At 36.7% G+C, this 14913-nt stretch carries 6 protein-coding genes; 3 read left to right on the forward strand and 3 right to left on the reverse strand.

The annotated features are described in order from the left end of the window. Window positions 1-533 precede the first annotated feature (533 nt). The gene (gene lysA, locus ACHRV5_RS11460) at window positions 534-1814 is read right to left on the reverse strand and encodes a diaminopimelate decarboxylase (protein ID WP_255663877.1); all 1281 of its coding nucleotides are present in this window, start codon (window positions 1812-1814) and stop codon (window positions 534-536) included. A gap of 133 nt (window positions 1815-1947) precedes the next feature. Between lysA and ACHRV5_RS11465 the strand changes: the two genes are divergently transcribed. Both ACHRV5_RS11465 and ACHRV5_RS11470 read left to right on the forward strand, forming a co-directional pair. Beyond that, window positions 1948-4080 carry a TonB-dependent receptor gene (locus tag ACHRV5_RS11465; protein ID WP_395426838.1) on the forward strand — a complete coding sequence of 711 codons (2133 nt, stop codon included), beginning with the start codon at window positions 1948-1950 and terminating at the stop codon, window positions 4078-4080. Between the two features lie 273 nt (window positions 4081-4353). Beyond that, window positions 4354-6906, forward strand: coding sequence for a carboxypeptidase-like regulatory domain-containing protein (locus ACHRV5_RS11470; RefSeq protein WP_395426839.1), 2553 nt, complete (start codon window positions 4354-4356; stop codon window positions 6904-6906). 121 nt (window positions 6907-7027) lie between these two features. On the opposite strand, the gene ACHRV5_RS11475 is transcribed toward ACHRV5_RS11470, so the two are convergent. Together ACHRV5_RS11475 and gltB are read right to left on the reverse strand one after the other, a co-directional pair. After that, window positions 7028-8482: a glutamate synthase subunit beta gene (locus ACHRV5_RS11475; RefSeq protein ID WP_395426934.1), complete on the reverse strand. Its 1455-nt coding sequence runs from the start codon at window positions 8480-8482 to the stop codon at window positions 7028-7030. 152 nt (window positions 8483-8634) lie between these two features. Further along, complete coding sequence (gltB, locus tag ACHRV5_RS11480; RefSeq protein WP_047775397.1) at window positions 8635-13152, reverse strand: glutamate synthase large subunit; 4518 nt, start codon at window positions 13150-13152, stop codon at window positions 8635-8637. Between the two features lie 414 nt (window positions 13153-13566). On the opposite strand from gltB, the gene sucC reads away from it, so the two are divergent. Beyond that, complete coding sequence (gene sucC, locus ACHRV5_RS11485; RefSeq protein ID WP_047775398.1) at window positions 13567-14763, forward strand: ADP-forming succinate--CoA ligase subunit beta; 1197 nt, start codon at window positions 13567-13569, stop codon at window positions 14761-14763. Window positions 14764-14913 lie beyond the last annotated feature (150 nt).

The raw sequence follows: 14913 nt of genomic DNA on the forward strand, positions 1-14913 counted from the left end.
ACAAAAGAGGGTAGAAGAAAAGATCAGTGAAAATCTGCTTAATCTGCGTGCTTATATGTAAAGTAATCGCAACGAATTGCACGAATTTCCACGAATCGACAGATTAGCGTGGTAGTACGCAGTTTAGAGAAACGACAGTACATTTCCATTTCAATCGTCCGCAATCTTGTCCTTTCGACGAAGGAGAAATCTTCACAAGTAGCTCTACAAAGAAAGTATCAGATTATAGATTCAGCAAACGAAGATTTCTCCTTCGTCGAAAGGACACAAAAATGGGGCTTCGACTTCGCTCAGCCTGACAAAAGAGGGTAGAAGAAAAGATCAGTGAAAATCTGTTTAATCTGCTTAATCTGCGTGTTTATATGTAAAGTAATCGCAAAGAATTGAACGAATTTCCACGAATCGACGGGAGGGCTTCGACTTCGCTCAGCCTGACAGACGGTTATAAATCTAAAATCTGAACTCTAAAATCTACAATAAAAAAATCCCGTCTCAATTAAGAAACGGGATTTTTAGCATGATATTTTTTTATTTTAAGCCGTTACCGCGGCTTCTTGTGGTAACGAAATTTGATTTTTAAGCAAATCTTCGAAGGTTTCGCGCTCACGGATTAAGATTCCCTGACCGTTCATCCACAATACTTCAGCAGGTTTGTATCTGGAGTTGTAGTTGGAAGCCATTGAGAAACAATAAGCTCCTGCGTTTCTGAAAGCAAGAATATCACCTTCGGTAATTTCGTGGATTCTGCGGTTGTTTGCAAAAGTATCGGTCTCGCAAATGTATCCTACCACAGAGTAGAAACGTTCTTTCCCTTTTGTGTTGGAGATGTTCTCAATATGATGGGAAGAACCATAAAACATTGGACGAATTAAATGATTGAAACCACTATCGATTCCGGCGAAAACGGTTGACGTTGTTTGTTTTACTACGTTAACTTTAGCCAGGAAGAATCCGGCTTCACTCACTAAGAATTTACCAGGTTCGAAAATCAAGGTTAAATCTTTGCCATATTCAGCACAGAAAGTGTTGAATCTTTTGGATAATTTTTTACCTAATTCTTCGATGTCTGTTTCGATATCATCTTTTTTGTAAGGTACTTTGAAACCACTTCCGAAGTCTAAGAACTCTAATTCTTTGAAGTGTTTTGCAGTATCGAACAAAATTTCGGCCGCATACAAGAATACCTCGATATCTAAAATATCAGAACCGGTGTGCATGTGAATACCTACAATATGCATTTTTGTGTTTTCAACAATTCGCAATATATGGGGTATCTGATGTACAGAAATTCCGAATTTACTATCAATGTGTCCTACAGAAATATTAGCATTTCCTCCCGCCATTACGTGTGGATTGATACGAATACATACTGGTATATGAGGATGTTTTGTTCCGAATTGCTCCAGAATAGATAAATTGTCGATATTGATTTGTACACCCATTGCGGCAACTTCTTCGATTTCTTCCAAAGAAACTCCGTTTGGTGTAAAAAAGATTTTTTCAGGGTCATAACCGGCATGAAGCCCTAATAAAACCTCTTGAATGGATACGGTATCCAAGCCAGATCCCATGTTTTTTAATAACTGGAGAATGGCAACGTTAGACAATGCTTTCATAGCATAATTAACTCTTAAGTTTTCTACCTTAGAGAAAGCTTTAGTTAATCGATTGTACTGAGACTGAATCTTCTCGGCATCATAAACGTATAATGGACTTCCAAATTGGTCTGCTAACTGCAGTAGATCTTTTGCTTGCATTTGTAAACTATTTTTGGCAAACTTATTACTCTTTTGGGGATTGACAAATTTTAAAATGAAAAATAACAAATCATAACAATTTGTTATAAAACCAACAATTGAATAAAATGTAACTTTTCGACATAAATACTTCTTATTTAGAATAAATAAAGATTATATTTGCCCAAAAATTGCATTTTAATCATTATTTATGAAAAAAATTACTACATTTTGCCTATTAAACCTTATAGTTTCAATAGGATTTGCTCAAGAAAAGACGAAAGACAGTTTAGCGACAAATAATTTAGATGATATTATTGTAACGGCAAGCCGGAAAAAAGAGAGCATAAAAGAAGTTGTTTCTTCGATTACTATAGTAGGAGAAAAGAAAATTCAAAGCCAGACTATAATTAATTCAAATATTAGCAATATTCTACAATATACGGTTCCAAGTTTAGCTACTGCCGGAAATCAAACTTCAAATTACGGACAGACTTTAAGAGGAAGACCTTTTTTGGTTATGATTGACGGAGTGCCTCAATCTACGCCATTGCGAAACGGAGGAAGAGATTTACAGGTCATTGATCCTTTTTCTGTTGAAAGAGTCGAAGTAATTAAAGGAGCAACATCCATTTACGGTAATGGAGCCGATGGAGGGATTATCAATTATATTACAAAGAAAAACCATAAGGAAAGGCCATTTTCAGGTTCTGCACAATTAGGTCTTATATCACAACCCAAAACGTTTGCAGAATCATTTGGATACAGAGCATCGCTTTCTTTTACAGGAAAGATAGAGCGATTTGATTATGTTGTCGGGTTTACTAAAGAAAGAACAGGAGTAATAAAAGATGCTAATTCGGTTAATACTTCTCCTTTTTACAGTTTGTCTAATTTAAATACGTACAACGGATTATTAAAAATTGGCTATCAATTAACCGATAAACAAAGATTCGAGTTCTCGTATATTGGGTATGCTTCCAGGTCTTTTTTAGATCAGGATGTTAAGATTGGTAAGTGGGGCGAGATTCCTACTATTGGAGTTGAGTCCGAAAGAAGATTAGGAACTCCGGAGGGAACTCCAAGAAATCATAATTTTAGACTTTCTTATACCAATTCAGAGATTTGGAACAATACAGCATTAAATGTAAACATCTATTCACAGGATTTCAGAACGGTCTACGGGTATGACAGAGATCAATTTTTAAATGGTGGACAGTCCAATGTGGCTTCAAAGAAATTAGGACTTAGGATGAATTTTGATTCCCGTCTTTTTTCAAATGATACTTATAAAGCAGATTTGATTTATGGAGTAGATATTCTTCAGGATGAGACTGTTCAAAAATTAGAAGATGGGCGTTTCTGGACTCCACAAATGAAAATGCAAAATACGGCACCATTCGTCTTAATTAAATTTGATGCCTGGGAAAAGTTTACTTTGAAAGCGGGAGCGCGATACGAAAACATCAAAGTTAAAGCAGATGATTTTTATACACTACCAGTACTTAATGCTAAAAACAATACCTACAACAATAGTATTTTTGTACAAGGGGGTGATTTAGAATATAATGCTTTTGTGAGCAATATTGGTTTACGATATAATATTATGCCGGAGGTAAATGTCTTTACCAGTTACTCTCAGTCTTTTTCGATCAATGAAGTAGGACGTATTTTGAGAACTTCTACAGAAAGTGTTATTTCAAAATTACCAACTGATCCGATCATCGTAAATAATTACGAAATGGGTGTGGCGGGAACTATTAAAAAATGGATTAACTATGAATTAACGAGTTTTTGGAGTACTTCAAAACTGGGAGCGACCTCTGTTCAGTTGCCAAATGGTTCTTTTGCGATGCAGCGTGCTCCGGAGAATATTTGGGGATATGAGGCAGTCTTAAATTTGAAACCATTGGAGGTTTTAAGTTTCGGAGGAGCCTTCGCTTGGTTAGAAGGTAAAGTGGATAATGATAATAACGGAACATACGAAAAGTACATTAACGGTTCTCGTATAATGGCTCCAAAACTTACAACTTATATTCAAGTACGTCCAACAAAAAAATTAGATGTGGAATTAAGCAGTCTGCATAATTTTGAAAGAAACCGATTTGATCCTAATCCAACAACAAATTTGTATAGTGTTAACGAAGGGCCTGTAAAAAAATATACTGTTTTTAATTTAAGCAGTTCTTATCTTATTGGCAAAGCATTAAAATTAGGATTAGGGGTTGAGAATTTATTTAATAAAGATTATTCTCCAAATATGGCATGGTGGCAAGCGAGAGACAAAGATTTTGTTAACGCTCCCGGAAGACGTGCTACCGTACAAGTTCAATACAACTTTTAATTTCTTTCAGGTTTAATCTTCAAAATACTGTTTTGAATCAGGACTGTTTGAAAACCTGAGATTTTACCACTACAATAAACAACTTTTTAGACTTACTACCTCGGAACTCAGTTCCGGGGTAGTTTCTTACTGTCTTTTTTGAAAAAATAACAGGATTTTTTAAGAAAATAAAGATAAATACAGATTGAAATTCATAGCATAAAAACTAAGGTCTGTAAAATTTATAATACCCTATAATTACGAATACAAATTAAACACAACTAAAACTAAAGAATGAAAAAATTGCTAAAAACAATAATTGGAGCCTGCTTCATGACCTCATTTATGATCGCCTCGGCGGCAGAAAATGAAAATGAAGGAGGAAATGAAAAAGATAAAGGCACACTAAGCGGTCACATAACAACAAGCGACGGAGCACCAGCGGGCTCAGTTTCGGTCTATATTAATGAGTTAAAGAAACATCGTATTACGGATGGAGATGGTTTTTATCAGTTTGAAAATTTAGAAGAAGGGGAGTATACTTTACATGTTTCGATGTTAAACTATAAAATCGTTACACACAAATTTCAAATTAAGAAAAACGAAACCACAACGTTAGATCTGCAATTGAGTGTAGAAGCGAAAAAATTGAAAGAAGTCGTTGTTACAGGATCAAAAAAAACATCAGGGAGTATAGAAATAGGGAAAAACGAAATCAATAGAAACAGAGGTACTGCCAATGGAGATGTTTTGAACGGTATTCCGGGTATTTCCGTAAACAACATACGAAACGAAGCCGGTGCTTTGGATATTGGTATCCGTGGTTTGCAAGGAGATGGAAGGGTGCCTATTATGGTAGATGGAAGTTTACAATCTGCACAGACCTTCAGAGGATATATGGGGTCTAGCGACAGAACGTATATCGATATGGATTTGGTTAAAAAAATCAAAGTAGACAAAGGCTCAAGTACTAATCCTAACGCCATTGGTGCTATCGGCGGATTTGTTGAAATGGAAACAATCGACGCTGAAGATGTAGTATCGGGCAATAAGAAGTTTGGAGTATATATAAAAGGGAATATTTTTAATAACAGCCAGCTTCCTACTATTCCAAAGGATGAGGACGATCAGGTATATTATATTTTGCAGGACAATTCTAAACGTGACCGAATTAATAACGGAAGTGCTACAGCTGCAATAGCTTTTAAGGACAAAAAATTTGACGCACTTGTTGCTTATAATGTGCATACACAAGGAAATTATTTTGCAGGAGAAAACGGTGCTGACCGATATGGCTACGATCCAATTTACTACGATACTTTTGACCCTGAAAATAGTGATAAATATAAAAAACCGGTAATACAACCCGGAGAAGAGGTCGTAAATACCAGTTATCAAAGTCAGTCGGCTCTTGCAAAATTAGGATGGAATATTGCACCACACCATCGTGTGGAGTTTAATTACCGTTACCACAAGCAAAAAGCAGGTGAAGTATTAGCGGCTTATTGGTATAAAAACAACAATGACAAAAATTTTAAGGATCTTCCGGATGATGTAGAAAGTGTGCCGCAATGGGCATTGGGTACTGCTGAATTGAATAATTATACCGTAAATTACACCTTTAACCCTAATGATTTGGTTCACTTAAATGTTTCGGTATTTGCTAATGAAGCTAATTTTTTTCAACGTAACGGTTTAATTCAAACGCCGGGTGCGGGCAATGGGGATCAGTATTTACATCGTTTTACAAATGATAGAAAAGGAGCATTGATTTCAAATCAAACCAAGTTTTCCGGAATTCCACTTACGCTGCAATACGGTATCAATACACAGATAGAAAAAATTGTTCCAAAAGATGTACCTGAGGGTAGAACGGGATCTTCGCGTAATGGTAAGAGAGAGGAATACAGCGCATTTGTAGCTGGAGACTTAGTAGTAAATAAGTTTTTGTTTCAGGCCAATATGAGAGTGCATGAAACAAAAGTATCCGATTACAATGCTGATAGAGATTTGAAATACGATGCCAAATTGAACATTGGAGGAAAAGTGATTTATACACCAATCCAACAACTTAACCTATTCGCAAAAGCGTCTAATACGTACCGTAACCCAAGTTTATATGAATCGACAGAATCAATTCAGACTTTTAGTTATAATGAAAAATACCCTTTAAGAGCAGAAGGAACAACCACTATTGAACTTGGGTTTGAGAGCAATTTTGACAACCTGCTTTTGGAGGATGATCACTTTAATTTTGGTGCCACTGTTTTTCAGAATAATACAAGAGGATATATCTCAGCGGCAACCATGATGCCGGATTATGATTTTATATTTTTAAATTATGATCGTTTTAAATTAAAAGGACTGGAATTGGCAATGGGGTATATTTCCCGTCAATTCTTTTTAAATGCTTCTGCTGTTTTGTATAGAGATGCAGTAGTAACTTCTAATATTTTGGGTGCTCAGGATGGAACAAATCCAACCAATTCACTTGGTTTTGCCTGGAGTCTTTTACCGGCAAGAATCCCGCCAAAACAATCTTTTATGGCTGAAATTGGAGGAAGTACAGAGGATAAAAAACTAACCGTTGGAAGTAGATTAAGATGGCACAGTTTGAAAGAAAATCCAAAAGACTGGTTAGAAGGTACAGGTGCTTCTTCTGTTGCTACGACCATTCCGGCAGATTATATTTTGGATGTGTACGGAATGTATCGTTTTAATGATAATTTTATTATGAATTTGAATATTGGCAACGTAACAGATCGTTATACTTATGATGTAGGTACTGTGATCACAATGCCGGTACCTGGAAGAACAATCCGTTTAGGTATGGAAGTTAAGTTCTAAGTAGCGTCACAGCTTAGAAACAGCCTATTTTTTAGGATCAATTTCCGATATTAAATAACAAACCCCCTTTTTTAATTTTGAAAAAGGGGGTTTTGTTTTATAAAATAGATTCGTTTATGATTTATAAACTTGGTAAATCGCCATTTCCTTTGGTTGGTAAATTAGTAGAACCCATTAGGAATAAATCTACCTCTCTTGCTGCTTCACGACCTTCAGAAATAGCCCAAACAATTAAAGATTGTCCGCGACGCATGTCTCCGGCTGTGAAAATATGAGGAACATTGGTTTGATAATTTTTAGCTTTATAATTGCTTCTCATGTCAATTTCAAGGCCTAGTTGTTCACTTAATGTTTTCTCCGGACCTGTAAAGCCTAAGGCTAATAAAGCCAAATCGCAAGGCCAGATTTTTTCTGAACCTTCTTTTTCGATTAATTCAGGTCTTTGTCCCGGCGTCATTTTCCATTGCACTTCGACTGTTTTTAATCCAACCAATTCTCCTTTTTCGTTTGCTAAGAACTCTTTGGTGTTGATTAACCAGTTTCTGTTACAGCCTTCTTCGTGAGAAGAGGAAGTTTTTAATTGCAACGGCCAGAAAGGCCAAGGGGTTGTTTCGCTTCTTCCAACGGGTGGTTTTGGCAAAATTTCAAAATTAGTAACCGATTTGGCACCGTGTCGGTTAGAAGTTCCAATACAATCTGAACCGGTATCTCCACCACCAATGACGATAACATCTTTGCCGGTTGCCATTACCTGATCCGGAATTGATTCTCCGAACAATACTTTGGTTTGCTGCGTCAGGAAATCCATAGCCTGAACAACGCCTTTGCTTTCGATTCCTTTAGTAGGCAAACTTCTTCTTTCGGTTGCTCCGCCGCACAATACGATAGAATCAAAAGCATTTAGTTCGTCTACGCTAAAGTTTACGCCAACATTAACATTGGTTTTAAAAGTGATTCCTTCTGCTTCAAGGATCGCTACACGTCTGTCGATGATTCCTTTTTCTAATTTAAAATTCGGAATCCCGTAACGCAATAAACCTCCAATGGCATTATCTCTTTCAAAAACAGTTACCGTATGTCCGGCTCTGTTTAATTGTTGTGCTGCTGCCAAACCTGCAGGACCGGAACCAATAACGGCTACCGTTTTTCCGGTTCTTTTTTTAGGAGTCTGTGGTTTGATCCAGCCTTCTGCGAAACCTCTTTCGATAATGTTTTTTTCAATATTTTCGATCGCAACAGGCTCTTTTATGATTCCCAATACACATGATTTCTCACACGGAGCAGGGCATAAACGACCTGTAAATTCCGGAAAGTTATTCGTTGATTGTAAAATCTCTAAAGCGCTTTGCCATTCTTCCTGATGCACCATGTCATTAAAATCAGGAATTAAATTTCCTAACGGACAGGCACTGTGACAAAAAGGAATACCACAATCCATACATCTAGAACCTTGTTCTTTTATTTGCTCTTTTGCTAACGGAATCGTAAATTCATTATAGTTGCTAACACGTTCTATAACTTCAATATTACTTTCGTCGGCTCTTCTATATTCTTTAAATCCGCCTATTTTACCCATGACTTTTTCTTTAAATTCCAATTTTTGAATTCCAAATTCCAATTTTTTAAATTCCAAATTCCAAAATTTTTAACCGCAAGACTAGCAAAGCGGTGTGGTTAAATTTGAAATAATCTAAAATCTAAAATCTAAAATCTGAATTCTAAAATCATCTAATCTGCTATTAATTCTTCTATTTTCTTTTCTTCTGCAATTCTTTGTAATGCTTTTTTGTAATCAGTTGGCATTACTTTTACGAAGTGGTTTTGTTGATTCTCCCAATCTGCTAAAATTCTTTTGGCTAATGGACTGTTGGTGTACAAAGAATGGTTTTTAATCAGTCGTCTTAGTTTTGTGATATCGGCAGTTTCGATTGGGTCAAAAGCGACCATTTCCATGTTGCAGGATTTCGAATCAAATTGCTGCTTCGGATCGTAAACATAAGCCACACCGCCGCTCATACCTGCTGCGAAGTTTCGGCCTGTTTTTCCTAAAACTACGACTGTACCACCCGTCATATACTCACATCCGTGATCTCCAATTCCTTCTACAACCGCAGTTGCTCCGGAATTTCTCACACAAAAACGCTCTCCGGCCATACCATTGATGTAAGCCTCTCCGGTAATAGCGCCGTAAAGGGCAACGTTACCAATAATGATATTCTCTTCAGGTTTGAAAGTCGCAGTAGGAGGTACTTTGATAATTAATTTTCCTCCCGAAAGTCCTTTTCCTAAATAATCATTACAGTTTCCGTGAATTTTAAATGACAATCCGTTTGTTGCAAATGCACCAAAACTTTGTCCGGCAGAACCTTCAAAATCAACTAAAATAGTGTCATCGGGTAAACCTTGTGCGCCATATATTTTTGAGATTTCATTACTCAAAATGGCACCTACAGAACGGTCTGTATTTTTAATTTTAAAGGTAACTCTTGTTTTTTCTTTTCTGTAAATAGACGGAATTGCCTCTTTGATGATTTCGAAATCCAATACGTTTTCAAGGTTGTGATCTTGTTCTGTCGTATTGTGATTTGGAACCGTTTTGGCTTTTTCCGGTTTGTATAAAATGGATGATAAATCTAAACCATTTGCTTTATAGTGTTTGATCGCTTTATTGACATTTAATTTTTGCGATTGACCGACCATTTCTTTTAAGGTTCTGAAACCTAATTGTGCCATGATTTCTCTTAGCTCTTCAGCAATAAAATACATGAAGTTGATTACGTGCTCCGGAGTTCCTTTGAAATTTTTTCTCAATTCAGGATCCTGAGTGGCAATACCAACCGGACAAGTATTTAAGTGACAAGCTCTCATCATGATACAACCGGAGGCTACTAATGGAGCGGTAGCAAAACCAAACTCTTCGGCACCTAATAATGCTGCGATAGCAACGTCACGACCTGTTTTTAACTGTCCGTCACATTCTAAAACCACACGGCTTCTTAAGTCATTTAAGATTAAAGTTTGTTGTGCTTCGGCCAAGCCAAGTTCCCACGGAATACCGGTATGTTGTAAAGAAGTCAATGGTGCTGCACCTGTTCCTCCGTCGTAACCTGAGATTAAGATAACGTCCGCTTTGGCTTTGGCTACACCGGCAGCGATGGTTCCAACGCCTACTTCAGAAACTAGTTTTACGTTGATACGAGCTTCACGATTGGCATTTTTTAAGTCATAAATCAGTTGCGATAAATCTTCAATAGAATAAATATCGTGGTGCGGCGGTGGCGAAATCAGACCTACATAAGGGGTAGAGTTTCTGGTTTCAGCAATCCATGGCACTACTTTTTCTCCCGGTAACTGTCCACCTTCACCAGGTTTAGCACCCTGAGCCATTTTAATTTGGATTTCTTTAGCGTTTGTCAAATAATTGATCGAAACACCAAATCTTCCTGAAGCGACTTGTTTGATCGCACTGTTTCTGGAATCACCGTTAATTTCTTTCTGGAAACGTTTTGGATCTTCTCCACCTTCTCCAGAATTACTTTTTCCGCCAATTCGGTTCATTGCAATAGCTAAGTTCTCATGTGCTTCTCTACTGATCGATCCGTAAGACATTGCTCCGGTTTTGAATTTTTTTACAATTTCGGTCCAAGGTTCTACTTCATCAATAGAAATCGGATCTAAATTATTGAATTCGAATAAACCTCTGATGGTCATTAAGTTTTCACTTTGCTCGTTGACCATATCGGAGTATTCTTTATAGCTTTCCGGACTGTTCAAACGAACGGCTTGTTGTAATTTAGAAATCGTAGTCGGATTGAACATGTGTTTCTCTCCAGATCTTCTCCATCTGTAAATACCTCCAATTTCTAAAGGCAATAAGTTGGCGATTTTTGAATTTGGAAATGCTTTCTGGAATCTTTTCTTTACTTCTTTTTCAATTTCCATCAGACCAATTCCTTCAATTCTGGAAGGAGTGTAAGGGAAATATTTCGTAGAGAATGTTTTATTTAAACCTAAAATCTCAAAAATCTGAGCCGCTCTGTACGAATGTAAAGTAGAGATTCCAATTTTATTCATGATTTTTAAAATCCCTTTTGCAATCGCTTTGTTGTAGTTGATAATCGCATAATCAGCTTTAACTTTGGTAATAAATCCTTGGTTTACCTGATCGTGAATGATCTCATTCACCATGTACGGATTGATTGCACTGGCTCCATATCCGAACAATAAAGCAAAATGATGCGGTTCGCGTGGTTCTGCAGATTCAATTATGATTCCGAATTTAGAACGAACTTTCAAAATGTTTAAAGAATGGTGAATGTAAGAGCAAGCCAGCAACATCGGGATTGGAGCTAATTGCTCGCTAACACCTCTGTCAGAAAGAATGATAATGTTATGGCCTTCAGAAACCGCTTTGTAAGTAGCCTGAACGCATTTTTCTAAAGCACGCTCTAAACCGTTAACTCCTTTTTCGATCTTATATAAGGTAGAAATAGTCGACGATTTGAAATCTTCGTGATCTATATTTTTAATTTTATCTAAATCCTCGTTAGAGATAACAGGATTTTGGATTTTTAATTTTTTGCATTGTTTTGCTTCAATATCAAAAATATTAAAATCACCACCAATGGCTAAACTAATATCGGTAATGATCTCCTCACGAATACCATCCAAAGGCGGGTTGGTAACCTGAGCAAACAATTGTTTGAAATAGTTGTATAATAATTGCGGCTGATCTGATAAAACCGCCAATGGAGTATCGTTACCCATAGAACTGATCGCTTCAGCGCCATCGGATCCCATTGGGTTGATAATTGTTTTTAAATCCTCGATCGTATAACCAAACAAACGTTGTCTGGTCTGGAAATCCAATTTCTCAACCGGAGTAGGGTTGTTGGTATAAGGAACTTTAGACAAAGGAAGCAAGTTGGCCTCAACCCATTCTTTGTAAGGACGTTTGGTTACGATGGCTTTTTTGATCTCTTCATCTTCAATGATACGACCTTCGTTCATGTCAACCAGGAACATTTTCCCCGGTTCTAAACGACCGTGCTGAATTACGTCTTCCGCCTCGATATCAAGAACACCAATTTCTGATGACATGATTACGAAACCACTTTTTGTCAAAGTATAACGGGAAGGACGCAAACCATTCCTGTCCAGTAATGCTCCAATTACATTTCCATCAGTAAACGGAATAGAAGCAGGGCCGTCCCAAGGTTCCATGATACAAGCGTTGTATTCGTAGAAAGCTTTCTTTTCCTCCGACATAGACTGGTGTTTTTCCCAAGCTTCAGGAACGACCATCATCATGGCTTCTGGTAAGGAACGACCGGTCATTAATAAAAGTTCAACAACCATATCCATCGAAGCAGAATCTGATTTTCCTTCTAAGATAATCGGGAATAATTTTTTGATATCATCACCAAAAATTTTGCTTTCCATTAGTTCTTCACGGGCACGCATTCTGCTGACATTTCCGCGAAGGGTATTAATCTCCCCGTTATGACACATGTATCTGAAGGGTTGTGCCAAATCCCAGGAAGGAAAAGTATTGGTAGAGAAACGTTGGTGTACTAACGCTAGGCGTGTCACCAAGTCGGGATCTTTCAAATCAATATAATAGCGGCTGATGTCTTCCGGCATCAAGAGACCTTTATATATTATAGTAGTGGTCGATAGGCTAGTAAAATAAAACATATGACTTTCGGAGGTTTTAGATCCTCTTATCGCATGTTCGGCAATTTTTCTAGCTGCAAAAAGTTTTGCATTAAATTCTTGTTCCGTTAAATCCTGATTGTTTTTGCTAACAAAAACCTGCTTAACGGTTGGTTCTTTTTCTGCGGCAATCTGCCCTAAATTTTCAACGTCAACGGGTACATCTCTCCAACCTAAGATCTTTAAATTTTGATCTTTAATAGTTGCTTCGAACGCATTCATGCAAAAAGAAACCTGGTTTTTACTTTTTGGCAAAAAAACCATTCCTACTGCATACTCACGTGTTTCAGGGATTTCAAAATCACATACTTTCTTAAAAAAATCATGTGGGATGTCAAATAAAATTCCGGCTCCGTCTCCGGTTCTTCCATCAGAACTAACGGCACCACGGTGTTCTAATTTTATTAAGATATCCAATGCTTTGTGAATGATGTCATTAGATTTAATACCATTCAAATTACAAATAAATCCTGCACCACAATTGTCGTGTTCAAATTCAGGCAAATAAAGCCCTTGTTCTTTAACTCTCATTCTTGATATTTTTTCTACAAAAATAAAGATTTCGTTAAATATAATTCATTGAATTAGTTTTTTGACTTACATTTTTGTTGTAATATTAGAAAAAGGGTTCTAAAATGTCAATATTATTATTTAAAGCATTGCGAATTATCAAAATCATAATCGGCTTTAAGATATTTTAAGAAAAATCGTCGCTAAGCTATTGATACCGTTGGTATTTTTGTTAAAACTCAAACGATATAGTATTTTTCTCTTCACAATTTATAAGCAATTGTTTAACGATTAATTTGCTTTAAAAAGGAATAACTCCTTAATATAAATTTGAGACATTTTTAATTGAAAAAGATTTTACTATTCAGTTGAATTTTGCTATTTTTGTCGCACTTTTATTCTGAAATAAATTCAGAACCAGACAAATTCTATATTATGAACATACACGAATATCAAGGAAAAGAAATTTTAGCGAGTTACGGAGTACGCATTCAACGCGGAATTGTGGCTAACAATGCAGTTGAAGCTGTAGCTGCTGCAAAACAATTAACTGCCGAAACTGGTACAGGATGGCACGTGATTAAAGCGCAAATTCACGCAGGTGGCCGTGGAAAAGGTGGTGGAGTGAAACTAGCTAAGAACTTACAACAAGTTGAAGAGATTGCAGAACAAATTATCGGAATGCAATTGATTACACCTCAAACTTCTGCTGAAGGTAAAAAAGTAAACAAAATTTTAGTAGCAGAAGATGTATACTATCCTGGTGAAAGTGAAACGTCTGAATTTTATGTTTCTGTTTTATTAAATAGAGCTACAGGTCGTAACATGATTATGTATTCTACTGAAGGTGGAATGGATATTGAAGAAGTTGCTGAGCACACACCTCACTTAATCTTTACTGAAGAAGTTGATCCTAATGTTGGATTACAAGGTTTTCAAGCAAGAAGAATTGCCTTTAATTTAGGTCTTTCAGGAAATGCTTTTAAAGAAATGATTAAATTCATCGATGCTTTATACAATGCTTACATTGGTTCTGATGCTTCTATGTTTGAAATCAACCCGGTTTTAAAAACATCTGACAACAAAATTATGGCTGTTGATGCTAAAGTAAATATCGATGATAATGCTTTGTACAGACAACCTAAATATGCTGAAATGCGTGATATCCGTGAGGAGAATCCAATTGAAGTAGAAGCTAAAGAAGTAGGTTTAAATTACGTAGATCTTGACGGTACAGTTGGATGTATGGTAAACGGAGCTGGTCTTGCAATGGCAACTATGGATTTAATTAAATACGCTGGATTTGAGCCTGCTAACTTCTTAGACGTTGGTGGAACTGCTGATGCAAAACGTGTTGAAACTGCTTTCCGTATTATCTTAAAAGATCCAAACGTAAAAGCAATTTTGATCAATATTTTTGGTGGAATCGTTCGTTGCGACCGTGTGGCGCAAGGAGTTGTTGACGCTTACAAAAATATGGGTGATGCTATCAATGTGCCAATTATCGTTCGTTTGCAAGGAACAAATGCTGAAATTGCAAAAGAATTAATTGACAATTCAGGTATGCCAATCTTATCAGCTGTTCAATTCCAAGAAGCTGCTGACCAAGTTAAGGCTGCATTATCTAAATAATACAATATCGTCCGTTGTAGAGATGCACAGCAGTGCATCTCCACGGCAACAATATCGATAAAAATAGAAAAACCATTCGTTCTGCGAATGGTTTTTTTTATGTTATATATGTAATGTAGAGATGCACTGCTGTGCATCTCTACTGCATCT

It is taken from the genome of Flavobacterium sp. FlaQc-52 (genome assembly GCF_044007495.1).
Taxonomy (GTDB): domain Bacteria; phylum Bacteroidota; class Bacteroidia; order Flavobacteriales; family Flavobacteriaceae; genus Flavobacterium; species Flavobacterium cupriresistens.